Here is a 23,265-nt window from a genome sequence, read left to right as displayed (position 1 = left end):
AAAAAATATCTAAAGTGCTAGATTTTTACGAATAAAGAAGTATGAAAGTAAATCCAAATTACCTCGGTCGCTTGTTTACTGAGAAAGAATTAACAGAAGAAGAACGGCAGATGGCTGAGAAACTTCCAGCAATGAGAAAAGAGAAAGGGAAACTGTTTTGTCAACGTTGTAATAGTAGTATTCTAGAAGAATGGCATTTGCCTATAGGCGCTTACTATTGTAGGGAGTGTTTATTGATGGAGAGAGTCAGGAGTGATCAAGCTTTATACTATTTTCCACAGGAGGATTTTCCTAAGCAAGACGTCCTCAAATGGCGTGGTCAGTTAACACCTTTTCAAGAAAAAGTTTCAGAGGGACTTCTTCAAGCGGTAGACAAGCAAGAGCCAACCTTGGTTCACGCTGTAACAGGAGCTGGAAAGACAGAGATGATTTATCAAGTTGTGGCTAAAGTGATTGATGAAGGTGGTGCAGTTTGTTTAGCCAGCCCTCGAATTGATGTGTGTTTGGAACTGTATAAGCGACTGCAGAATGACTTTGCTTGCGATATAGCGCTACTCCATGGCGAATCAGAGCCCTATTTTCGAACTCCCCTAGCAGTTGCAACAACTCATCAGTTATTAAAATTTTATCATGCTTTTGATTTGTTGATAGTGGATGAGGTAGATGCCTTTCCTTATGTTGACAACACTATGCTTTACTATGCTGTAAAGAATAGTGTAAAGGAGGATGGATTGAGGATATTCCTTACAGCAACTTCTACAGATGAGTTAGATAGGAAGGTTCGCACAAAGGAATTAAAAAGATTAAGCTTGCCGAGACGGTTTCATGGAAATCCTTTGATTATTCCTAAATCTGTCTGGCTATCGGATTTTAATCGCTGTTTAGAGAAAAATCAATTGTCAACCAAGTTAAAAACCTACATTGAGAAACAGAGAAGAACAGGTTATCCACTGCTGATTTTTGCATCAGAGATTAAGAAAGGCGAAAAACTAAAAGAAATACTACAGGTGGATTTCCCGAATGAGAATATCGGTTTTGTATCTTCTATCACAGAAAATCGATTAGAGCAAGTACAAGCTTTTCGAGATGGAGAGTTGACGATACTAATCAGTACGACAATATTGGAACGCGGAGTTACCTTCCCTTGTGTAGATGTTTTCGTAGTAGAAGCTAATCATCGTCTCTTTACCAAGTCTAGCTTGATTCAGATTGGTGGTCGAGTTGGGCGTAGTATGGACAGACCGACTGGTGAGTTGCTCTTCTTTCATGATGGATTAAATGCTTCCATCAAGAAGGCAATCAAGGAAATCAAGCAGATGAACAAGGAGGCGGGATTATGAACTGTTTATTATGTGGTCAGACTACAAAAAGTGAGTTAACTTTTGGTAGTCTCTTCCTTTTGAAGCACGACTGCAGTTATCTATGCTCAGCTTGTGCTTCTAGTTTTGAGAAGATTGGTGAGAAATATTGTCCAAACTGTATGAAAACAGGACTGTCAACTAAGTGTCAAGATTGTAAACTTTGGTGTAAAGAAGGAATTCAAGTTGATCATAAAGCAATCTTTACCTATAATCAAGCTATGAAAGACTTTTTCAGTAGATATAAGTTTGATGGTGATTTTTTGCTTAGAAAAGTTTTTGCTTCCGTTCTTGCTGAGGAACTGAAAAAGTATAGAGGTTATCAATTTGTTGTAATTCCCCTAAGCCCTGAAAGATTGCTTGAGAGGGGGTTTAACCAAGTCGAGGGTTTGGTTGAGGCAGCAGGCTTTTCTTTTAAAGATATATTAGGAAAAAGAGAAGAGAGCGCTAGTTCTTCTAAAAGCCGTTTAGAAAGGTTGACTACTGAAATTCCATTTTTTATTAAAGATGGAATCTCACTTCCCAAGAAGATTTTGCTGATTGATGATATCTATACAACAGGGGCAACTGTGAATCGTGTGAAACGACTTTTGGCAGAAGCAGGTGCTTTGGAAGTTAAAACTTTTTCCCTTGTAAGATGAGGAAAAAATTTGCAAAATGAAAATGAAAGCGTTATAATATAGTTAGAAAAACAAAAATGTTTAGAAAGAAGGTACTTATATGATTAAATATAGTATCCGTGGTGAAAACCTAGAAGTAACAGAAGCAATTCGTGATTATGTAGTTTCTAAACTCGAAAAGATCGAAAAGTATTTCCAACCTGAGCAGGAGTTGGATGCACGTGTGAACTTGAAAGTTTACCGTGAAAAAACAGCAAAGGTTGAAGTAACAATTCCGCTTGGATCTATCACTCTTCGTGCTGAAGATATTTCTCAAGATATGTATGGTTCTATCGATCTTGTAACAGATAAAATTGAACGTCAGATTCGTAAAAATAAAACTAAAATCGAACGTAAGAATAAAAACAAAGTTGCGACAAGTCAACTCTTTACAGACGCTCTAGTTGAAGATGCAAATGTTGTGCAACCAAAAGTCGTTCGTTCAAAACAAATTGATTTGAAGCCAATGGATTTAGAAGAAGCTCTTCTCCAAATGGATTTATTGGGACATGATTTCTTTATCTATGTAGATGTAGAAGATCAAACAACTAATGTTTTGTATCGCCGTGAAGATGGTGAAGTCGGTTTGTTAGAAGTGAAAGAATCATAAAATAGAATTTTTAAAGTGGTTTACACCAGTGTAAACCACTTTTGTATTGCATTATTATAAAAGGTATAAACGGGGGCAGTTATGAAAGACGTGGTGATTGTTTCGGCAGTACGAACTCCAATAGGCTCCTTTGGAGGAATTTTGAAGGATGTTTCAGCTGTTGATTTGGGAGCTTTGGTTATTAAGAGTGCTTTGGAAAAAGCCAATGTCAAACCAGAGCAGGTAGACGAAGTGATTATGGGGAATGTACTGGGTGCTGGTTTAGGTCAAAACGTAGCTCGTCAAATGAGCGTTCATGCAGGACTCCCTGAATTTACACCAGCCTTTACTATCAACAAGGTTTGTGGTTCCGGTTTGAAGGCCGTGCAGTTGGCTGCTCAAGCGATTCGATGTGGCGATGCAGATATTATCGTAGCTGGTGGTGCAGAAAACATGAGTCAGGCTCCATACGTTTTGCCAAGTTTCCGTTGGGGCGGCCGTATGGGTGATTCGAAAGTTGTTGATACCATGCTCAAGGATGGTTTGTCTGATGCCTTTAACGAATACCATATGGGAATTACAGCCGAGAATGTGGCTGAAGAATATGGTGTCAGTCGAGAAGAGCAAGATGCTCTTGCTTTAGAGTCACAAAAACGAGCAGTTGCAGCTATAGAATCTGGTCGCTTTAAAGAAGAGATTATTCCAGTTGTCATTCCTCAACGCAAAGGCGATCCTATCGTTTTTGATACAGATGAATATCCTAGAAAAGATGCTAGCTTGGAGAGTTTGTCTAAGCTAGATCCTGTTTTCAAAAAAGACGGTTCTGTCACAGCGGGAAATGCTTCAGGAATCAATGACGGGGCAGCAGCTGTCTTAATCATGAGTGCTGAAAAAGCTGAAGAATTAGGCCTTTCAGTGATTGCCCGCATTCGTTCGTATGCAAGTGCAGGTTTGGATCCTAAGATGATGGGATGTGGACCGATTTATGCGACTCGCAAGGCTCTTGAAAAAGGCAATTTGACAGTTGAAGATCTCGACTTGATTGAGTCAAATGAAGCCTTTGCTGCCCAGGCTTGTGCAGTTGGTAAAACACTTGGTTTCAACACAGATATTGTCAACGTCAATGGTGGCGCCATTGCTCTTGGTCACCCAATTGGGGCTTCCGGTTGCCGTATCCTAGTAACGCTGGTACATGAGATGATGAAACGTGATGCTAAAACTGGGTTAGCAACTCTCTGTATCGGAGGAGGGATGGGGACTGCCCTTATCGTGGAACGTTAGGTGTTAGTGATCTGAACACGTGGGTAGGAGGGTGATGATTCCCTCCTCTTTTTGTGTCTGAAGTTAGAGAAATCAATCATGAAAGAAAGGCTTGCATCTTTTAAAAGGTCGCTTTTTAAGGGTTTTTGTGATATAATAATGCGCAAGAGGTTTAGAATGAAAAAAAATAATTTAATCCCGTTTTCTGCAGTCTTGCTAGGACTTGCAACTTTCGGAATCTTAACTTTGCTGATTATTTTTTCACATAATCTTGCTGTAACAATCACTGTTTTGTTTTTATTTGTACTACTTTATTTGCTTTTATTCGTTTGGCAAAAAAAACAGTATGAAAAGAGCGAAATTGAACAAATCCAATATGTAAATCACCAAGCCGAAAATAGCTTGAGTACTTTGCTTGATCAAATGCCGGTGGGAGTCCTGAAATTAGACTTATCAAGCGGAGAAGTGGAATGGTTTAATCCCTATGCTGAGCTGATTTTAACTACTGAAGAAGGGGAAATTGATGTTGAGTTAATTCAAACCATCATCAAGGCTTCTGTTGGGAATCCAGGTTCGTATGCTACCTTGGGCGAAACACGATATGCTGTCCATATGGACAAGGCTTCAGGTGTTTTGTATTTCTTTGATGTTTCTGGAGAGTACGAAGCAACTGTTGAATTGGTAACTAGTCGTCCAGTCATTGGAGTCATCTCGGTAGATAACTATGATGATTTGGAGGATGCGACATCTGACTCAGATATCAGTCATATCAATAGTTTTGTAGCCAATTTTGTTTCAGAATTTGCTAGTAAGTATGCTATGTTTTCCCGCCGTGTGGGGATGGATCGTTTTTATGTATTCACAGATTACACGGTACTAGAGGAATTGATGAATGATAAATTCTCCGTTATTGATACTTTCCGAGAAGAATCAAAACAGAGGCATCTACCCCTAACTTTAAGTATGGGATTTTCTTATGGTGATGGAAACCATGAAGAGATAGGGAAAATTGCCTTGCTCAACTTGAACTTAGCAGAAGTTCGCGGTGGTGATCAGGTGGTGGTCAAGGAAAATAACGAAACCAAGAATCCTGTCTACTTTGGTGGAGGAACTGCTGCATCTATCAAACGTACTCGTACACGTACCAGAGCCATGATGACAGCCATTTCTGATAAGATTCGAAGTGTTGACCAAGTTTTTGTAGTCGGTCATAAAAATCTAGATATGGATGCTTTGGGATCTGCTGTTGGTATGCAGTTGTTTGCAAGTAATATTATTGAGAACAGTTATGCTGTCTATGATGCAGACCATATGCCAGCAGATATCGAACGTGCTATTCAGTTCTTGAAGAAGGAAGATGTCACGAAACTTTTATCTCTTACAGATGCGATGAAGTTAGTTACAAACCGTTCATTATTGATTCTGGTGGATCATTCCAAGACGGCTTTGACTTTGTCAAAAGATTTTTATGATTTGTTCACTCAAACTATTGTTATTGACCATCATAGACGTGATCAGGATTTCCCTGAGAATGCAGTCATCACCTATATTGAAAGTGGGGCAAGTAGTGCCAGTGAGTTGGTCACAGAATTGATTCAGTTCCAAAATTCTAAGAAAAATCGTTTGAGTCGTATGCAGGCCAGTGTTTTGATGGCTGGTATGATGCTGGATACCAAGAATTTCACATCTCGCGTGACGAGCCGAACCTTTGATGTGGCTAGCTATCTGAGAACACGGGGAAGTGACAGTATTGCTATCCAGGAGATTGCTGCGACAGATTTTGAAGAGTACCGTGAGGTAAATGAACTCATTTTACAAGGTCGTAAGTTAGGTTCAGATATCTTGATTGCCCGAGCTAAGGACTCAATGTCTTATGACACAGTTGTTATCAGTAAGGCTGCCGATGCTATGCTGGCTATGTCAGGTATTGAAGCCAGCTTCGTTCTAGCAAAAAATACACAAGGATTTATCTCTATCTCAGCTCGAAGTCGTAGTAAAATCAATGTGCAACGCATTATGGAAGAGCTGGGTGGTGGAGGTCACTTTAATCTAGCAGCTGCGCAAATCGAGGATATGAGTTTGTCGGAAGCAGGAGAAAAATTGACTCAACTAATCTTGGAAGAACTAAAGGAAAAGGAGAAAGAAGAATGAAAGTAATCTTTTTAGCAGATGTTAAAGGAAAAGGGAAGAAAGGCGAAATCAAGGAAGTACCAACTGGCTACGCTCAAAACTTCCTGATTAAAAAGAATTTGGCCAAGGAAGCAACTGCTCAAGCAGTGGGTGAGTTGCGTGGAAAACAAAAATCAGAAGAAAAGGCTCATGCTGAAATGATTGCTGAAGCAAAAGCCATCAAGGCTAAGCTTGAAGCAGAAGAAACAGTTGTAGAGTTTGTTGAAAAGGTTGGACCAGATGGCCGTACATTTGGCTCCATCACTAACAAGAAAATTGCAGAAGAATTGCAAAAGCAGTTTGGTATTAAGATTGACAAACGCAATATTCAAGTGCAAGCACCAATTCGAGCAGTAGGTTTGATTGATGTACCAGTGAAGATCTATCAAGATGTTACAAGTGTCATCAATCTTCGTGTAAAAGAAGGTTAAGTTTACAACTTCTTGACAAGATTGTAAAAGGAAGGAAAGTCGGATGGCAGAAGTAGAGGAACTGCGAGTTCAACCTCAGGATATTTTAGCAGAACAATCTGTTCTGGGGGCTATTTTTATAGATGAGAGTAAGCTCGTTTTTGTCCGAGAATACATTGATTCTCGTGACTTCTTTAAGTATGCTCATCGGTTGATTTTCCAAGCGATGGTAGACTTGTCGGATCGTGGAGAAGCGATTGATGCGACGACAGTTCGGACGATTTTGGATAGCCAAGGCGATCTCCAAAATATTGGTGGCTTGTCCTATCTTGTTGAAATTGTTAACTCTGTACCAACTTCAGCTAATGCGGAATATTATGCTAAAATTGTGGCGGAAAAGGCTATGCTACGTCGCTTGATTTCCAAGTTGACAGAGTCTGTCAACCAAGCTTATGAGGCTTCTAAGCCTGCAGATGAAATCATCGCTCAGGCTGAAAAGGGACTCATTGATGTTAGCGAAAACGCCAATCGTAGTGGATTCAAGAACATCCGAGATATTTTAAATATCAACTTTGGGAACCTAGAAGTTCGGTCACAACAAACAACGGATATCACTGGTATTGCAACGGGCTACCGTGATTTGGACCATATGACGACAGGTCTCCATGAGGAGGAACTAATTATACTAGCGGCTCGTCCAGCGGTTGGTAAGACGGCCTTTGCTTTGAACATTGCTCAGAACATCGGGACTAAGTTGGACAAGACGGTTGCTATCTTTTCGCTGGAAATGGGTGCGGAAAGTCTAGTAGACCGTATGTTGGCTGCTGAAGGTTTGGTGGAGTCCCATTCTATCCGTACAGGTCAATTGACTGATGAGGAATGGCAAAAGTATACCATTGCCCAAGGGAACCTAGCCAACGCGAGTATCTATATTGATGATACGCCAGGGATTCGGATCACGGAAATTCGTTCGCGGTCACGCAAACTGGCTCAAGAAACGGGCAATCTAGGATTGATTTTGATAGACTACCTACAGCTTATTACAGGGACTGGTCGTGAGAACCGCCAACAAGAAGTCTCTGAAATTTCTCGTCAGTTGAAAATTCTAGCCAAGGAATTAAAGGTTCCAGTCATTGCTCTCAGTCAGCTATCTCGTGGAGTGGAACAGCGTCAGGATAAGAGACCAGTCTTGTCTGATATTCGTGAATCGGGTTCTATCGAGCAGGATGCGGATATCGTAGCTTTTCTATACCGTGACGACTACTACGATCGTGCGGGTGAAGAAGAGGAAGGAATTCCAAATAACAAGGTTGAGGTTATCATCGAGAAAAACCGTAGTGGAGCTCGTGGAACGGTGGAATTGATTTTCCAAAAAGAATACAATAAATTTTCAAGTATCTCAAAGAGGGAGGCATAAGATGTCAGATGCATTTACAGATGTAGCCAAGATGAAAAAAATCAAAGAAGAGATCAAGGCGCATGAGGGACAAGTCGTTGAAATGACTTTGGAGAATGGCCGTAAGCGCCAAAAAAATAGATTGGGTAAGCTAATTGAGGTTTATCCATCTCTATTTATCGTTGAATTTGGGGATGTTGAAGGAGACAAACAAGCCAATGTCTATGTTGAATCCTTCACCTACTCAGATATCTTGACAGAAAAGAACTTGATTCGCTATCTAGACTAAGAATCCTAAAATGAAGTGAGCTTTGCTCACTTTTTTCTTTTTCTCCCGAATAGTATAAACGAGGGGAACCTCGGAAATTTATATTATTAAGGAGAATGAATGACGTTTTTTAAATCAGGAGTTAAGAAGAGTAGATGTACTCAGTTGAGTGTAGGGCTGGCTACTTTGTTTGTTACAAGTACCTTTTTATTTGGTGGAGAATCGGTTCAAGCTGATAGTGTAGCGCGTGGAGATGACTATCCGCTTCACTACAAAAATGGTAGTGTTGAAATCGATCAGTGGCGGATGTATTCTCGCCAGTGTACCTCTTTTGCGGCCTTTCGTTTGAGTAGTGTAAATGGCTTTGAGATTCCTCCTGCCTATGGAAATGCAAATGAATGGGGACATCGTGCAAGGCGAGAAGGCTACCGTGTGGATACTAAGCCAGAAGTTGGGGCTATTGCTTGGTCGACAGAAGGTTATTATGGGCACGTGGCCTGGGTATCAAATGTGTCGGGGGATACGATTGAAATCGAAGAGTATAACTATGGGGTTCGAGAAAAGTATAACCGTCGAAAAGTCAAGGCTAGTTCGATGACAGGTTTTATTCATTTCAGGGATTTATCCGCTAACCATAGTGTGAGTGAGGGTTCTCATAACTCAGAGCTTCCGTCCAGCGGGACAATAGTATTCACGGGGAAATCGCCTATTATGGACCAACCGTCAAGCACAGGACAGGTTATTGACTACTATTATGCTGGTGAGAGTGTGAGTTATGATCAGGTTATTGAAAAGGATGGTTATAAGTGGCTCGGCTATCTATCCTACAGTGGTGCTAGAAGATATGTGCAGTATGCAGAGTTAATCAATACAGTAAAAGGCTGGAAAAAAGAAGGAGGGAGTTGGTATTACCGAGAGAATGGTAAGCTAGCGACAGGATGGAAAAAAGTTAATGGCAATTGGTATCATTTAAAAGAAAATGGGGCCATGTCAACTGGCTGGGTTAAGGATGGCTCTCACTGGTATTATCTAAAGGCTTCGGGTGAGATGCAGACGGGATGGGTTAAAGACAAGGGAACTTGGTATTACTTAGAGGAATCTGGTCGGATGAAAGCTAGTCAATGGTTCCAAGTCTCGGGTAAACACTACTATGTCGATGCTTCGGGAGCCTTAGCTGTTAATACGATTATTGATGGCTATAGACTCAACAGTGATGGGGCAAGAATAGGAAGTGTCTCTTAAACATCATACAGGCTTTCTTCTTGTTCATAAAATTTTAAAATGGATATCGAATTAGTTGACGTTCTTTAAATAGTATAATATAATAACATTAAAAACTATAAAAGGGGCTTTGTCTAATGGACAAGAAGAAAGTTATTTTAACAAGTTTAGCAAGTGCAGCTGTATTGGGTGCTAGTGTACTCGTTTCACAGCCTTCAGTAGTTAAGGCAGATGAAGGGAAAGCAGAAGAGCAGGCGGTTGCTCCTGCACAACCACAAGCTGGAACAGAAGGGGAGAGCGGTGCTCAAACTGAAAAGGGATCAGAAAACGCTAGTCCAGCTAATCCTGGTGCGACAAATCCAGCTAAGATGACCAAAGAAGAGTTGATGAAGGCTTTGGATGAACTTGAGGAACAGGCTATTAGTGATATTGAGGATAAGGAAGCAATTGAGGACAAAGAGGCTGCAACTGAAGCTGTGAAGGAATATATCGGTAAGATGTATATTTCAGACACTCTTGAGTCTGGAGAGCTCAGCCTAGATAATATCATCGCTGAATTGCCAGAGGGTGCAGAAGATAAACCAGTGGTAACAGGTCCTGAAGTTCAAACTAATAAAAAATTATCTACTGAGGAGAAAACCCTACTAGACCAAGCTGAAAAAGATGCCAAAGAACAAGTTTCTCAAGCGACGGATGCTCTGGTTCAAGCCCTAGAATCTCTTGAAAATGCTGTAATTGAAGATATTAAAAAAGACGCTTCAATCACCAATAAAGAAGCGGCTATCAAAGAAGCCAAAGAAGAGATTGGTAAAGAAGATCTTTTGAAGGCTATCGCAGATGAGGATTTGGAGATTGGTGATGTTATTGTAGACTGGCCAGCAGATACGAGCGAGCACAAAACGGCAGCTGAACCTGTATCAGAATTCACAGATGAGGACCAAGCTAAGTTAGATGAAGCTGATAAAGAGGCTCAGGTTGATGCAGCAAAAGTTCGCTCAGATTTAATCGCTACACTAGAAAAAATTGAAAAATCAACCATCGATGACATCAACAAAGATGCCACTATCAGTGATAAGGAAGCAGCGATTAAGGCGGCTAAAGAAGTGATTGGCAAGGACGCTATCTTGAAAGCCATCGAAGAAGGTGAGCTAGACGCCTCAGACTTGTTAGCAGACTTCTTGGCAGAGGATAGCGATCAGGTGACACCAGCCGAAGCGACGAGCCAAGAAGATTTCTCAAGTCAAGACCAAGCAAAACTCGCTGCAGCGGACAAGGAAGCAGCTGAGGAAGCCAAGAAAGAGGAAGAAGCTAAGCAAGCAGCGGAAGAAAAAGCTCACAGCGAATTGTTGACAACTCTTGAAGGTATCGAAAAATCAACCATCGACGATATCAACAAAGATGCCACTATCACTGATAAGGAAGCAGCGATCAAAGCAGCTAAAGAAGTGATTGGCAAGGACGGTATCTTGAAAGCTATCGAAGATGGAGATATTGAAGCATCTGACTTGTTAGATGATTTCTTGGCAGAAGACAGCGATCAGGTGACACCGGCCGAAGCAAAAACTCAATCTCAACTTTCAAGCCAAGACCAAGCCAAACTTGCTGCAGCAGATAAGGAAGCAGCTGAGGAAGCCAAGAAAGAGGAAGAAGCTAAGCAAGCAGCGGAAGAAAAAGCTCACAGCGAATTGCTTTCAACGCTTGAAGGTATCGAAAAATCAACCATCGACGACATCAACAAAGATGCTACTATCACTGATAAGGACGCGGCGATCAAAGCAGCTAAAGAAGTGATTGGCAAGGATGCTATCTTGAAAGCTATCGAAGAAGGCGATATCGAAGCGTCCGACTTACTGGCAGATTTCTTGGCAGAAGACAGCGATCAGGTAACACCAGCCGAAGCAAAAACTCAATCTCAACTTTCAAGCCAAGACCAAGCTAAACTCGCTACAGCCGACAAGGAAGCAGCGGAGGAAGCAGCAAAAGTTCGCTCAGATTTAATCGCTACCCTAGAAAAAATTGAAAAAGAGACCATCGACGACATCACCAAGGATGCCACTATCACTGATAAGGAAGCAGCGATTAAGGCGGCTAAAGAAGTGATTGGCAAGGACGGCATCTTGAAAGCTATCGAAGATGGAGATATTGAAGCATCTGACTTGTTAGATGATTTCTTGGCAGAAGACAGCGATCAGGTGACACCGGCCGAAGCGATGAGCCAAGAAGATTTCTCAAGCCAAGACCAAGCTAAACTGGCTGCAGCCGACAAGGAAGCAGCAGAAGAGGCAGCAAAAGTTCGCTCAGATTTAATCGCTACCTTAGAAAAAATTGAAAAAGAGACCATCGACGACATCAACAAAGATGTCACTATCACTGATAAGGAAGCGGCGATTAAGGCAGCTAAAGAAGTGATTGGTAAGGACGGCATCTTGAAAGCTATCGAAGAAGGTGACATTGATGCGTCAGATTTGTTAGATGATTTCTTGGCAAAAGACAGCGATCGGGTGACACCGGCCGAAGTGAAGAGCCAAGAAGATTTCTCAAGTCAAGACCAAGCTAAACTCGCTGCAGCCGACAAGGAAGCAGCAGAAGAAAATAGTAATGCGAAAAAACTTGAGCTAAGTAAATTAGAAGAGCAAGTTGCTAAGATTAAAGCGCAATTATCAAGTTTACAAGTTTCTGGTGACAAGAATAGTCAAGTCAAAGACTTGCAACAAGCTTTAGCAGACTATGAGGATGCTATTAAGACTCTAAGTAGTGTCATGTCAGCTGTTCTTGAAATTGAAGACTTTAAAGGTGGGGTGAACGCAGTAGAAGCTGCAACTGCAGAGTTGCCAGAATACAAGCAAGGTGCAAACGCGGTAGAAGCTGCTGTAAATGAACTCCCAGCCTATGCAGAAAGTGGCGCTCCAGTCGTAGCGAACGTTCCAGCTTACGGAGAAAGCGGTGCCCCAATAGTAAACAATGCTCTGCCTTATGCAGAAAGTGGCGCTCCAGCCGTAGCGAATGTTCCAGCTTACGGAGAAAGCGGTACACCAATAGTAAACAACACTCTGCCTTATGCAGAAAGTGGCGCCCCAGCCGTAGCAAATGTTCCAGCTTACGGAGAAAGTGGTATACCAGTAGTAAACAACACTCTGCCTTATGCAGAAAGCGGTGCCCCAACCGTAGCAAATGTTCCAGTTTATGCAGAAAGTGGTGCTCCGGCAGTGACTACTATTCCAGCCTATGCTGAAAAGATTGAACCTGCAGTAAATGAAGTTCCAGAATACACTGGCAGTGTAGCTCCTTTGGCTACAAACCCTACTCTTGGAACTGAACAAGATCGTACCTACAAAGCGCCTGCAGCAACAGATGAACAACTCCTTCCAAATACAGGAAGCCAAGATGCTTCAGCAGTTGCATCGCTAGGATTTATTGGTCTCCTTCTTGGTTTGCTACCATTTGCAAAGAGAAAATTAAACAAATAAATCGCATAAAATCAATAAAAGAAAAGGATTTGAATGGTCCTTTTCTTTTTTATGGTGAAATAGGGACAAGTCCACGTTTTTCAGCTCTTTCCGATGGTATTTTTCCTTGCTTTCCTTTATAATGGGTGTATGGACAAGAAAAAATTATTATTAATTGATGGATCTTCAGTTGCTTTTCGAGCTTTTTTTGCGCTCTATCAGCAGTTGGATCGTTTTAAAAATGCTAATGGTCTTCATACCAATGCAATCTATGGCTTTCAACTCATGTTGAATCATGTCTTAGAGCGGGTTGAGCCCAGTCATGTTTTGGTAGCCTTTGATGCTGGTAAGACGACTTTTAGAACAGAGATGTATGCAGACTACAAGGGTGGCCGTGCTAAAACTCCAGATGAGTTTCGTGAGCAATTTCCCTTCATTCGTGAGTTGCTAGATCATCTTGGGATTCGCCACTATGAGTTGGCCCAGTATGAAGCAGATGATATCATCGGGACCCTAGGTCGCTTGGCTGAGAAGGATTCTTTTGAAGTGACTATTGTCAGCGGAGACAAGGACTTGATCCAGTTGACGGATGAGCATACGGTGGTCGAGATTTCCAAGAAAGGTGTGGCTGAGTTTGAGGCCTTTACGCCAGACTATCTCATGGAAAAGATGGGCCTCACACCAGCTCAGTTCATTGATCTTAAGGCTCTTATGGGGGATAAGTCTGATAATATCCCTGGTGTCACTAAGATCGGTGAAAAGACGGGTATCAAGCTCTTGCTAGAACACGGTTCGTTAGAGGGTATTTATGAAAATATCGATGGGATGAAGGCTTCTAAGATGAAGGAAAATCTCATCAATGACAAGGAACAAGCCTTCCTGTCTAAAACCTTGGCGACCATTGAGACTCAGGCACCGATTGAGATTGGCCTTGATGATTTGCTTTATAGTGGACCAGATGTGGAAAATCTCGGGAAATTCTACGATGAGATGGGCTTCAAACAGCTCAAGCAAGCTTTAAATGTGTCATCAACGGATGCGCCTGAAAGTTTGGATTTCACTATCGTTGACCAAGTCAGTCAAGACATGCTGAGCGCCAACTCTATCTTCCACTTTGAGCTTTTTGGTGAGAATTACCATACAGATGACTTGGTTGGTTTTGCCTGGTCCTGTGGGGATAAACTTTACGCTACAGACAAACTTGAGCTCTTGCAGGAGCCGATTCTCAAGAATTTTCTAGAAAAAACACCTCTGAAAGTGTATGACTTTAAGAAAGCGAAGGTTCTTTTAAATCGTTTGGGCTTGAATTTGCAGGCCCCTGCTTTTGACAGTCGTTTGGCCAAATACCTCCTCTCTACTGTCGAGAACAATGAAATTTCAACCATTGCGAATCTCTATGGCCAGACTTATTTGGCTGATGATGAGACCTTCTACGGTAAGGGGGTCAAGAAAGCTATCCCTGAGAGAGAGAAATTCTTGGAGCACTTGACTCGCAAGGTTGCTGTATTGGTTGAGACGGAGCCTGTTTTGCTTGAAAAACTCAGTGAACACGGGCAGTTAGATCTTCTCTATGACATGGAGCAACCTCTGGCTTTTGTCCTTGCCAAGATGGAAATTGCTGGAATCAAGGTTAAAAAAGAAACCCTACTTGAGATGCAAGCTGAAAATGAGATTGTCATTGAGCGACTCACCCAAGAGATTTATGAGCTGGCTGGTGAGGAATTTAATATCAACTCACCTAAACAGTTGGGCGTACTTCTCTTTGAAAAACTGGGACTTCCTCTAGAATACACCAAGAAAACCAAGACAGGTTACTCGACAGCAGTGGATGTGCTGGAGCGTCTGGCTCCTATTGCACCGATTGTCAAAAAAATTCTAGACTACCGTCAGATTGCTAAGATTCAATCGACTTACGTGGTTGGCTTGCAGGATTGGATTTTAGATGATGGCAAGATCCACACGCGCTATGTGCAAGATTTGACTCAGACTGGGCGTTTGTCTAGTGTAGATCCAAACTTGCAAAATATCCCTGTTCGCTTGGAACAAGGTCGCCTCATTCGTAAGGCTTTTGTGCCAGAGTGGGAGGATAGTGTCCTTCTTAGCTCCGACTATTCACAGATTGAGTTGCGCGTTTTGGCGCATATCTCTAAGGATGAGCACTTAATCAAGGCCTTCCAAGAGGGAGCAGATATCCATACTTCGACAGCTATGCGTGTCTTTGAAATTGAACGTCCTGAGGATGTGACGCCAAACGACCGTCGCAATGCCAAGGCTGTCAACTTTGGAGTGGTTTACGGGATTTCAGATTTTGGTTTGGCGAACAATCTTGGTATTAGTCGTAAGAAGGCCAAAGCCTACATTGATACCTACTTTGAGCGTTTTCCTGGGATTAAAAACTATATGGAAGAAGTGGTACGTGAAGCGCGTGACAAGGGATATGTAGAGACCCTCTTCAAGCGTCGTCGAGAGCTACCAGATATCAATTCGCGCAACTTTAACATTCGTGGTTTTGCAGAGCGAACTGCCATTAACTCCCCTATTCAGGGTTCGGCAGCAGATATTCTCAAAATTGCTATGATTCAGCTAGACAAAGCTCTGGTTGAGGGTGGTTATCAGACCAAGATGCTCTTGCAAGTGCATGATGAAATCGTCCTTGAGGTTCCGAAATCAGAACTAGCAGCTGTCAAAGTACTAGTGAAACAAACCATGGAAGAAGCCATCCAGCTTAGTGTCCCACTCATTGCTGATGAGAATGAAGGGGCAACCTGGTACGAGGCTAAATAAGAAAGCTATGATAGAGTTTGAAGCATTTGTCTTCAAACTCTTTTTCATAGTTTTCTGTAAGCAGTTTCCTTGACTTTTCCTTGCATTTGCGTTACTATATTCCATATAAGATATGGGAGTCTGTGTACAGTCTGAGAGGAAGTGTTAAACTTCGACCGCACCTGATCTGGGTAATGCCAGCGTAGGGAACGATACTTAGCCGAATTCTGCACCTTTTCCATATATGGCAAAGGTTTTTCTTTTTGTTCAAAAGGAAAGCCGAGAAGAGGAGGATTTTATGAAAGCAAGCATTGCCTTGCAAGTCTTGCCCCTATCACAGGGGATTGATCGAATTGCTATTATCGATCAAGTGATTGCTTATCTGCAGGCTCAGTCCGTGACTATGGTGGTGACACCCTTTGAAACGGTCTTGGAAGGGGAGTTGGATGAGCTCATGCGCATTCTCAAAGAAGCGCTTGAAGTGGCCGGGCAGGAGGCAGATAATGTCTTTGCCAATGTCAAAATAAATGTAGGAGAGATTTTAAGTATTGATGACAAACTTGAAAAGTATACTGAGACGACACATTAGTCTATTGGGTTTTCTAGGAGTCTTGTCAATCTGGCAGTTAGCGGGCATATTCAAACTTTTACCCAAGTTTATCCTGCCAACTCCTCTTGAGATTCTCCAGTCCTTTGTTCGTGACAGAGAATTTCTCTGGTACCATAGCTGGGCGACCTTGAGAGTGGCTTTACTAGGTCTAGTTCTAGGAGTCTTGATTGCCTGTCTTATGGCGGTGCTCATGGATAGTCTGACTTGGCTCAATGACTTGATTTATCCTATGATGGTGGTTGTTCAGACCATTCCGACCATTGCCATAGCGCCTATCTTGGTCTTGTGGCTAGGCTATGGGATTTTGCCCAAGATTGTCTTGATTATCCTGACGACAACCTTCCCTATCATCGTCAGTATTTTGGACGGTTTTAGGCACTGTGACAAGGATATGCTGACCTTGTTTAGTCTGATGCGAGCAAACCCTTGGCAAATCCTGTGGCATTTTAAAATCCCAGTCAGTCTGCCTTACTTTTATGCAGGTCTGAGGGTCAGTGTCTCCTATGCCTTTATCACAACAGTGGTATCTGAGTGGTTGGGAGGCTTTGAAGGACTAGGTGTCTACATGATTCAGTCAAAGAAACTGTTTCAGTATGACACCATGTTTGCCATTATTATTCTGGTGTCGCTTATCAGCCTTCTCGGTATGAAGTTGGTCGATATCAGTGAAAAATATGTGATCAAATGGAAACGTACTTAAATAGAGCGTTTTAGAAAAAGAAAAGAGGAAATGAAAATGAAGAAAACATGGAAAGTGTTTTTAACGATTGTAACAGCTCTTGTAGCTGTCGTACTTGTGGCTTGTGGTCAAGGGACTGCTTCTAAGGACAACAAAGAAGCAGAACTCAAGAAAATTGACTTTATCCTAGACTGGACACCAAATACCAACCACACAGGGCTTTATGTTGCCAAGGAAAAAGGTTATTTCAAAGAAGCTGGAGTGGATGTTGACTTGAAATTGCCACCAGAAGAAAGTTCTTCTGACCTAGTGATCAATGGCAAGGCACCATTTGCTATCTATTTCCAAGACTACATGGCTAAGAAATTGGAAAAAGGGGCAGGGATTACTGCCGTTGCCGCTATCGTTGAGCACAATACATCTGGAATCATCTCACGTAAATCTGACAATGTCACCAGTCCAAAAGACTTGGTTGGGAAGAAATACGGAACTTGGAATGACCCGACTGAGCTTGCTATGTTGAAAACCTTGGTGGAATCTCAAGGCGGAGACTTTGAGAAGGTCGAAAAAGTACCAAACAACGATTCAAACTCGATCACACCGATTGCCAACGGTGTCTTTGACACTGCTTGGATCTACTACGGTTGGGACGGTATTCTTGCCAAATCTCAAGGTGTAGACGCCAACTTCATGTACTTGAAAGACTACGTTAAAGAGTTTGACTACTATTCACCAGTTATCATCGCAAACAACGACTATTTGAAAGACAATAAAGAAGAAGCTCGTAAAGTCATCCAAGCCATCAAAAAAGGCTACCAATACGCTATGGAACACCCAGAAGAAGCTGCAGATATCCTCATCAAGAATGCCCCCGAACTTAAGGAAAAACGCGACTTTGTCATCGAATCTCAAAAATACTTGTCAAAAGAATACGCAAGCGACAAGGAAAAATGGGGACAATTTGACGCAGAACGCTGGAATGCTTTCTACAAGTGGGATAAAGAAAATGGTATCCTCAAAGAAGACTTGACTGACAAAGGCTTCACCAATGAATTTGTGAAATAATGACAGAAATTAGACTAGAACACGTCAGCTATGCCTATGGCGATGAAAAGATTTTAGAAGATATCAACCTGCAGGTGGCTTCGGGTGAAGTGGTTTCTATCCTAGGTCCAAGTGGTGTAGGCAAGACTACCCTCTTTAATCTAATCGCTGGAATTTTAGAAGTCCAGTCGGGAAGAATTGTCCTTGATGGAGAGGAGAATCCCAAGGGGCGCGTGAGTTATATGTTGCAAAAGGATCTCCTCTTGGAGCATAAGACAGTCCTTGGCAATATCATCCTGCCCCTCTTGATTCAAAAGGTGGATAAGGCGGAGGCCATTGCCCGAGCGGATGACATCCTTGCGACCTTTCAGCTGACTGCTATACGAGATAAGTATCCTCATGAACTCAGTGGTGGGATGCGTCAGCGTGTAGCCTTACTCCGCACCTACCTTTTCGGGCACAAGCTCTTTCTCTTAGACGAGGCCTTTAGCGCCTTGGATGAGATGACCAAGATGGAACTTCACGCTTGGTATCTGGAGATTCACAAACAGCTGGAGTTGACGACCTTGATTATTACCCACAGTATCGAGGAGGCCCTCAATCTTAGCGATCGCATCTACATCTTGAAAAATCGGCCGGGCCAGATTGTTTCTGAAGTTAAACTAGATTGGTCCCAGAGCGAAGACAAGGAAGTCCAAAAAATTGCCTATAAGCGTCAAATTTTGGCAGAATTAGGATTAAATACTTAGATCCTTAGAACAATATTATATATTAAGTCCAAGAAAGAACCCTGCTTGGATTTAATTGTTTCAAAGCTTATGCGGACGCGGGATTGGCTGACTTATCCATCTATCTGATAAGTTAATATAAAAATTAGCACATTATAGTTGACATACTGTTATAGACCTGTATAATATAATTGAACCATTATAGACAATAAGGAGGATAATGTGGTGAAAAAGAGAACTAGTAAACTCTTTCGTGGCTTGATGGCCTTGCTACTGGTTGTGTCGGTCTTTTTGCCTGCACTAAGACTTAATGGAGTAGTTAGTGCTGCCGAAAAAACTGAATCAGAGTACACTTTGACTACAGAGCCGACGATTAATACGAACCGATTAGTCGATCATGCCAAATATGGAGAAGGTAAGTTCTATCTTAAAACAACTTACGCATTCCCAGACAATGTAACTCTGAATAACGGTGATTTCATGGTTTATCACGTTCCAAATGAGTTCAAAATCGAAGTAGATTCTAGTACAGATTTGAAAGCTCCGAACGGTGAAACGATTGCAAAACTGACAACAGAGAAGGCAACGAATACTGCTAAGATTACAGTAACAAACGAAGAGTACTTTAAGAAGTTTAATGAGAACAAACAAATTGTTGCATCATTTACTGTAGTATGGGCAGACCATGTTGAAAAGAATAAGGAATATGAAATCAACATTCCTGGTGCAGGAGTTTACCATTTGACTCGTATCGTTCCAGACGTTGACCCAACTGGATTTACTAAATGGGGAGTTCAAGACTCAGACGATCCTAACTATGTAAACTGGCGTATCCGTGTTAACCGCTATGCAAAATCTTACACTGGTGTAAATATCCAAGATACTATTCCTGATGGACAAGTTCTTGCAAGTGAAATCACTGGTTACTACTTCCCAGACTGGGAAAATGGTTACGGAAGAACAAAATTGGATAGTGCTCATGTCCAAGTAACAGATAAGAACCATTTCTCAATTACACCTAATGGTGATGGAACTCTTGATCATAAAGGTTTGTTCATCCTATACCGTACTCGTTTGACTAAACCAGTTGACCAAGTTACTAAACGTGTACTAAATAACGTGTCGGTAACTACAAACGAGGAAGCTCAACCAATTGATTTTGAAGGTTTTGCACCAATTACCACAACAGACGGTATTGGTGGAGGTGCCAAATCGGATGAGGTTGCTCTAGAAGTAACTAAGAAACTTGAAGGTAAAGCTCTTGAAAAAGATGCATTTAGTTTCCAACTTCTAGATGACAAAGGTAATGTTTTACAAACTGTCAAAAATGATGAGAATGGTAAAGTGAAGTTCGAGGCAATCAAATACAAAGAAGCAGGAACTTTTAAATATACCATTAAAGAAGTTAATGATAACAAACCTGGATACACTTATGATGCGAACGTCCTTAAAGCGACTGTAACAGTAGAAGATGTTTTGGGTGAAAAATTAGCAAGCGTCAAATTTGAAGATTCTAAGAAAGAATTTACAAACACATACGCTGCTAAAGAAGCAAAACTTCAACTTGAAGCTAAGAAAGTCTTGAACGGTAAAGCTATCGAGGCTGGCCAATTTGAATTTGAGTTGAAAGAAAACGGAAAAGTTCTCCACACTGTTTCAAACGATGCAAACGGTAAGATTCAATTCCCAGAACTTACGCTCACAGAAGAAAAAACTTATACATACACTATCTCTGAAAAAGCTGGTGATGTAGCCGGAGTTGAATACGATCCAAATGCTTATGAAGTAAATGTAGTCGTTAAAGATAACGGTCAAGGTCAACTTGTTGCAACACCAGATACAAAGAACATTACTTTCACGAACGTTTATAAAGCTAAACCAGATAAAAAAACTATCACAGCTACTAAAGTCTTGAACGGTAAAGAGCTTGAAGCTGATAAATACGAGTTTGAACTTAAAGAAAAAGAAAGTGACAAAGTCGTTGCGACAGCTAAAAACGCTGCAGACGGCACCGTTACTTTCAAAGAAATCGAGTTCGAAACAGCAGGTGATTACACTTACACTATCACTGAAAAAGCAGGTAGTGAAAAAGGTGTGACATACGATACTGCTAAACACGAAGTTAAGGTAAAAGTTACAGATAACGGCCAAGGTCAACTTGTTGCTACTGTAACTGACAACAACCCAACCTTCACCAACACTTATAAAGCCGCTGAAACAAAAGCTACTATCACGGCTACTAAAGTCTTGAATGGTAAAGCTCTTGAAGCTGATAAATACGAATTCGAACTTAAAGAAGGTAACAAAGTCGTTGCAACAGCTAAAAACGCAGCAGACGGTACTGTTACTTTCCCAGCAATCAGCTATGATGCTGCGGGCCCTCACACTTACACAATTACTGAAAAAGCAGGTAGTGAAAAAGGTGTGACATACGATGAATCTACTCACAATGTAACAGTGAACGTTACAGATAACGGGGAAGGAAAACTTGTTGCAGATGTAAAAGACAACAACCCAACCTTCACCAACACATATAAAGCAGCTACAACAACAGCTACTATCACGGCTACTAAAGTCTTGAATGGTAAAGCTCTAGAAGCTGACAAATACGAATTCGAACTTAAAGAAGGTGACAAAGTCGTTGCGACAGCTACAAACGCTGCAGACGGAACTGTTACTTTCAAAGAAATTGAGTACAACGAAGCAGGTAGCCACACTTACACTATCTCAGAAAAAGCAGGTAGCGAAGCAGGTGTGACATACGACACTACTAAACACGAAGTGACAGTTGAAGTTGTTGACAACGGTGCAGGCCAACTTGTTGCAACTGCAACTAACAACAACCCAACCTTCACCAACACATATAAAGCAGCTACAACAACAGCTACTATCACGGCTACTAAAGTCTTGAATGGTAAAGCTCTAGAAGCTGACAAATACGAGTTTGAACTTAAAGAAGGTGAAAAAGTCGTTGCGACAGCTAAAAACGTTGCAGACGGAACTGTTACTTTCGAAGATATCACGTACACAGTAGCAGGCAACCACACTTACACTATCACTGAAAAAGCAGGTAGCGAAGCAGGTGTGACTTACGATACTGCTAAACACGAAGTTAAGGTAGCAGTTGTTGATAACGGTGCAGGCGAACTTGTTGCGACTGTAACTGACAACAACCCAACCTTCACCAACACATATAAAGCAGCTTCAACAACTGTAAACATCACGGCTAAGAAAGTCTTGAATGGTAAAACTCTTGAAGCAGGTAAATATGAGTTTGAACTTAAAGAAGGTGACAAAGTAATCGGAACAGCTACAAACGCTGTAGACGGTACAGTTGCTTTCGCAGGTATCGAGTATAAAGAAGCAGGCGACCACACTTACACTATCTCTGAAAAAGCAGGTAACGAAGCAGGTGTGACATATGATACTGCCACACATAAAGTGACTGTTAAAGTTGTTGACAACGGTGCAGGCAAACTTGTTGCGACTGTAACTGACAACAACCCAACCTTCACCAACACTTATGTCGCGTCTTCAACACAAGTAAACTTAACAGCTAAGAAAGTCTTGAATGGTAAAAAAGAACTTGTAGCAGGTCAGTTTAAGTTTGAACTTAAAGAAGGTAACGAAGTAATCGAAACAGCTACAAATGCTGCAGACGGTACGGTTACTTTCAAAGCAAAAGATTTCGCCAAAGCAGGTGTCTACACTTACACTATTACTGAAGTAAAAGGTAACGATGAGAATATCAAATATGATGAGAATTCTTACAAAGTGACAGTTGAAGTGGTTGACAACGGTGCAGGCAAACTTGTAACAACAGTTACAGGTAACAACCCAACAATCACTAACACGTATACTGAACCGAAAAAAGAAGAACCTAAGGAAGATCCTAAGGAAGATCCTAAGGGTGAACAGCCTAAGGGAGATTTGCCAAACACTGGTGGAGCAGACTTTACAGCATTCTCTACTATTCTTGGTCTAGTTCTTGCAGCTTTGGCAGGACTTGTATACCGTGCTAAAAAAGTTGACTAATCTTAACTTTGAATAAAGCAAAATGATGGTGACCGTTTTACGGTCCCATCTTTTTGTTTTGGATAGTTTATAATAATCTTCGCAACTTGCTCCCTTTTCCTTTAAAAAAATCAAAAATTTCGGTATAATAGTCAAAGATAGTCAAGGTTCAAAGAAGGAGTTTGATTCACTATGAGATTTAAAAATACATCAGATCATATCGAAGCCTATATCAAGGCGATTTTAGACCAGTCTGGTATCGTGGAATTGCAACGGAGCCAGTTAGCAGATACCTTCCAGGTTGTACCGAGTCAGATCAACTATGTCATCAAGACTCGTTTTACAGAAAGCAGAGGTTACTTAGTTGAGAGCAAGCGTGGTGGTGGAGGCTACATTCGCATAGGGCGTATTGAGTTTTCCAGTCATCACGAGATGCTCCGCGATTTGCTTTACTCGATTGGTGAGCGAGTTAGTCAAGAAATCTATGAGGATATTCTCCAGCTTTTGGTGGAGCAGGACTTGATGACCAAGCAGGAAATGACCTTGCTGACTTCTGTAGCAACAGATCGTGTCCTAGGGGAAGAATCCTCAGCTGTCCGTGCCAATATGCTCCGACAGCTATTACAAGAGGTAGATAGAAAAGAGAAGTAA

The 23,265-nt window shown here is 41.6% G+C and carries 17 protein-coding genes and 1 riboswitch; all 17 genes read left to right on the top strand.

Features of this window, described 5'->3' with window-relative positions; translation table 11 throughout:
- Nucleotides 1-41 precede the first annotated feature (41 nt).
- Entirely contained in the window at nucleotides 42-1,340 is a 1,299-nt protein-coding gene (locus tag NYE79_RS09840; protein ID WP_216728668.1) for a helicase-related protein, read from the top strand.
- The gene (locus NYE79_RS09835) at nucleotides 1,337-1,999 is read left to right on the top strand and encodes a ComF family protein (protein ID WP_070696103.1); all 663 of its coding nucleotides are present in this window, start codon (nucleotides 1,337-1,339) and stop codon (nucleotides 1,997-1,999) included. The genes NYE79_RS09840 and NYE79_RS09835 overlap by 4 nt, the downstream gene beginning before the upstream one ends.
- A gap of 79 nt (nucleotides 2,000-2,078) precedes the next feature.
- On the top strand, nucleotides 2,079-2,627 hold the full coding sequence (gene raiA / locus NYE79_RS09830; protein WP_000599111.1) for a ribosome-associated translation inhibitor RaiA: 549 nt from the start codon (nucleotides 2,079-2,081) through the stop codon (nucleotides 2,625-2,627).
- Nucleotides 2,628-2,708: 81 nt separating this feature from the next.
- Nucleotides 2,709-3,887: an acetyl-CoA C-acetyltransferase gene (locus tag NYE79_RS09825; RefSeq protein ID WP_216728667.1), complete on the top strand. Its 1,179-nt coding sequence runs from the start codon at nucleotides 2,709-2,711 to the stop codon at nucleotides 3,885-3,887.
- A gap of 156 nt (nucleotides 3,888-4,043) precedes the next feature.
- Nucleotides 4,044-6,017, top strand: coding sequence for a DHH family phosphoesterase (locus tag NYE79_RS09820; protein WP_000739978.1), 1,974 nt, complete (start codon nucleotides 4,044-4,046; stop codon nucleotides 6,015-6,017).
- Nucleotides 6,014-6,466 (top strand): 50S ribosomal protein L9, encoded by a 453-nt coding sequence (rplI, locus tag NYE79_RS09815; RefSeq protein ID WP_000864211.1) that lies wholly within the window; start codon nucleotides 6,014-6,016, stop codon nucleotides 6,464-6,466. Before NYE79_RS09820 ends, rplI begins: the two co-directional genes overlap by 4 nt.
- A gap of 43 nt (nucleotides 6,467-6,509) precedes the next feature.
- Nucleotides 6,510-7,862 carry a replicative DNA helicase gene (gene dnaB, locus NYE79_RS09810; protein ID WP_000852476.1) on the top strand — a complete coding sequence of 451 codons (1,353 nt, stop codon included), beginning with the start codon at nucleotides 6,510-6,512 and terminating at the stop codon, nucleotides 7,860-7,862.
- A gap of 1 nt (nucleotide 7,863) precedes the next feature.
- Nucleotides 7,864-8,130, top strand: coding sequence for a Veg family protein (locus NYE79_RS09805; RefSeq protein WP_001278165.1), 267 nt, complete (start codon nucleotides 7,864-7,866; stop codon nucleotides 8,128-8,130).
- Nucleotides 8,131-8,229: 99 nt separating this feature from the next.
- On the top strand, nucleotides 8,230-9,351 hold the full coding sequence (locus NYE79_RS09800; RefSeq protein ID WP_095726353.1) for a CHAP domain-containing protein: 1,122 nt from the start codon (nucleotides 8,230-8,232) through the stop codon (nucleotides 9,349-9,351).
- A 116-nt stretch (nucleotides 9,352-9,467) separates the two neighbouring features.
- Nucleotides 9,468-12,797, top strand: a complete 3,330-nt coding sequence (locus NYE79_RS09795) for an SIALI-17 repeat-containing surface protein (RefSeq protein WP_339293709.1) — start codon at nucleotides 9,468-9,470, stop codon at nucleotides 12,795-12,797.
- Between the two features lie 129 nt (nucleotides 12,798-12,926).
- Complete coding sequence (polA, locus tag NYE79_RS09790; protein ID WP_049501318.1) at nucleotides 12,927-15,560, top strand: DNA polymerase I; 2,634 nt, start codon at nucleotides 12,927-12,929, stop codon at nucleotides 15,558-15,560.
- A gap of 102 nt (nucleotides 15,561-15,662) precedes the next feature.
- A riboswitch (TPP riboswitch) is annotated at nucleotides 15,663-15,765 on the top strand.
- Between the two features lie 72 nt (nucleotides 15,766-15,837).
- Nucleotides 15,838-16,128: a thiamine-binding protein gene (locus NYE79_RS09785; protein WP_002880743.1), complete on the top strand. Its 291-nt coding sequence runs from the start codon at nucleotides 15,838-15,840 to the stop codon at nucleotides 16,126-16,128.
- Nucleotides 16,091-16,849 carry an ABC transporter permease gene (locus NYE79_RS09780; protein ID WP_161800219.1) on the top strand — a complete coding sequence of 253 codons (759 nt, stop codon included), beginning with the start codon at nucleotides 16,091-16,093 and terminating at the stop codon, nucleotides 16,847-16,849. Before NYE79_RS09785 ends, NYE79_RS09780 begins: the two co-directional genes overlap by 38 nt.
- 36 nt (nucleotides 16,850-16,885) lie before the next feature.
- On the top strand, nucleotides 16,886-17,893 hold the full coding sequence (locus NYE79_RS09775) for an ABC transporter substrate-binding protein (protein ID WP_049501306.1): 1,008 nt from the start codon (nucleotides 16,886-16,888) through the stop codon (nucleotides 17,891-17,893).
- Nucleotides 17,893-18,621 carry an ABC transporter ATP-binding protein gene (locus NYE79_RS09770; RefSeq protein WP_339293708.1) on the top strand — a complete coding sequence of 243 codons (729 nt, stop codon included), beginning with the start codon at nucleotides 17,893-17,895 and terminating at the stop codon, nucleotides 18,619-18,621. The genes NYE79_RS09775 and NYE79_RS09770 overlap by 1 nt, the downstream gene beginning before the upstream one ends.
- A gap of 240 nt (nucleotides 18,622-18,861) precedes the next feature.
- On the top strand, nucleotides 18,862-22,635 hold the full coding sequence (locus NYE79_RS09765; RefSeq protein ID WP_216728680.1) for an FctA domain-containing protein: 3,774 nt from the start codon (nucleotides 18,862-18,864) through the stop codon (nucleotides 22,633-22,635).
- 171 nt (nucleotides 22,636-22,806) lie between these two features.
- Nucleotides 22,807-23,265: a CtsR family transcriptional regulator gene (locus tag NYE79_RS09760; protein WP_001211262.1), complete on the top strand. Its 459-nt coding sequence runs from the start codon at nucleotides 22,807-22,809 to the stop codon at nucleotides 23,263-23,265.

Origin of the sequence: Streptococcus sp. FSL W8-0197, assembly GCF_037963785.1 — a bacterium.
GTDB lineage: Bacteria > Bacillota > Bacilli > Lactobacillales > Streptococcaceae > Streptococcus > Streptococcus oralis_CQ.
Note: the sequence above shows the minus strand (reverse complement) of the source record. Positions and strands in the feature narration are given on the sequence as shown.

Excerpts from the sequence above, each read along its gene's own strand:
- NYE79_RS09840 (WP_216728668.1), top strand. The coding sequence starts at position 42 with ATGAAAGTAAATCCAAATTACCTCGGTCGCTTGTTTACTGAGAAAGAA.
- NYE79_RS09835 (WP_070696103.1), top strand. The coding sequence starts at position 1,337 with ATGAACTGTTTATTATGTGGTCAGACTACAAAAAGTGAGTTAACTTTT.
- raiA (WP_000599111.1), top strand. The coding sequence starts at position 2,079 with ATGATTAAATATAGTATCCGTGGTGAAAACCTAGAAGTAACAGAAGCA.
- NYE79_RS09825 (WP_216728667.1), top strand. The coding sequence starts at position 2,709 with ATGAAAGACGTGGTGATTGTTTCGGCAGTACGAACTCCAATAGGCTCC.
- NYE79_RS09820 (WP_000739978.1), top strand. The coding sequence starts at position 4,044 with ATGAAAAAAAATAATTTAATCCCGTTTTCTGCAGTCTTGCTAGGACTT.
- rplI (WP_000864211.1), top strand. The coding sequence starts at position 6,014 with ATGAAAGTAATCTTTTTAGCAGATGTTAAAGGAAAAGGGAAGAAAGGC.
- dnaB (WP_000852476.1), top strand. The coding sequence starts at position 6,510 with ATGGCAGAAGTAGAGGAACTGCGAGTTCAACCTCAGGATATTTTAGCA.
- NYE79_RS09805 (WP_001278165.1), top strand. The coding sequence starts at position 7,864 with ATGTCAGATGCATTTACAGATGTAGCCAAGATGAAAAAAATCAAAGAA.
- NYE79_RS09800 (WP_095726353.1), top strand. The coding sequence starts at position 8,230 with ATGACGTTTTTTAAATCAGGAGTTAAGAAGAGTAGATGTACTCAGTTG.
- NYE79_RS09795 (WP_339293709.1), top strand. The coding sequence starts at position 9,468 with ATGGACAAGAAGAAAGTTATTTTAACAAGTTTAGCAAGTGCAGCTGTA.
- polA (WP_049501318.1), top strand. The coding sequence starts at position 12,927 with ATGGACAAGAAAAAATTATTATTAATTGATGGATCTTCAGTTGCTTTT.
- NYE79_RS09785 (WP_002880743.1), top strand. The coding sequence starts at position 15,838 with ATGAAAGCAAGCATTGCCTTGCAAGTCTTGCCCCTATCACAGGGGATT.
- NYE79_RS09780 (WP_161800219.1), top strand. The coding sequence starts at position 16,091 with ATGACAAACTTGAAAAGTATACTGAGACGACACATTAGTCTATTGGGT.
- NYE79_RS09775 (WP_049501306.1), top strand. The coding sequence starts at position 16,886 with ATGAAGAAAACATGGAAAGTGTTTTTAACGATTGTAACAGCTCTTGTA.
- NYE79_RS09770 (WP_339293708.1), top strand. The coding sequence starts at position 17,893 with ATGACAGAAATTAGACTAGAACACGTCAGCTATGCCTATGGCGATGAA.
- NYE79_RS09765 (WP_216728680.1), top strand. The coding sequence starts at position 18,862 with ATGGCCTTGCTACTGGTTGTGTCGGTCTTTTTGCCTGCACTAAGACTT.
- NYE79_RS09760 (WP_001211262.1), top strand. The coding sequence starts at position 22,807 with ATGAGATTTAAAAATACATCAGATCATATCGAAGCCTATATCAAGGCG.